This is a genomic window from Parafrigoribacterium mesophilum, from assembly GCF_039652555.1.
In the GTDB taxonomy this organism is placed as follows: domain Bacteria; phylum Actinomycetota; class Actinomycetes; order Actinomycetales; family Microbacteriaceae; genus Parafrigoribacterium; species Parafrigoribacterium mesophilum.
The window spans coordinates 1-289 of record NZ_JBDJAF010000032.1; the positions used below are offsets into that span (position 1 = coordinate 1).

The 289-nt window shown below is 68.5% G+C and carries 1 pseudogene; it reads left to right on the forward strand.

The annotated features are described in order from the left end of the window. Positions 1-102 precede the first annotated feature (102 nt). Positions 103-289 (forward strand): annotated as a pseudogene (locus ABFX56_RS15980) (hypothetical protein); the annotation flags it as partial.

Here is a 289-nt window from a genome sequence, read left to right on the forward strand (position 1 = left end):
GGAGCTCACCGCGGAGCACCCGCATCCGGTGCGCGGGGGCAAGCAGCCTCGCATCCTGTTCGGCACGCAGGCCTCGAACCGGCCGCCGATCTGAAGGCGCTCGTGCGATCGCGCGGGCAGAGCCGTAAGAGCGGCAAGCTCATCACCCCGAACGTCAAGTACACCGCCGACGACCTGGCCTACCTGGTCAGCCTCGCCGAGTCCGGCCGATACCAGCCGGTCATCGACCACACCTACGGCCTCACCGACATCGTCGACGGCGGCGTGGGCGATCAACCTTTTCGTGCGC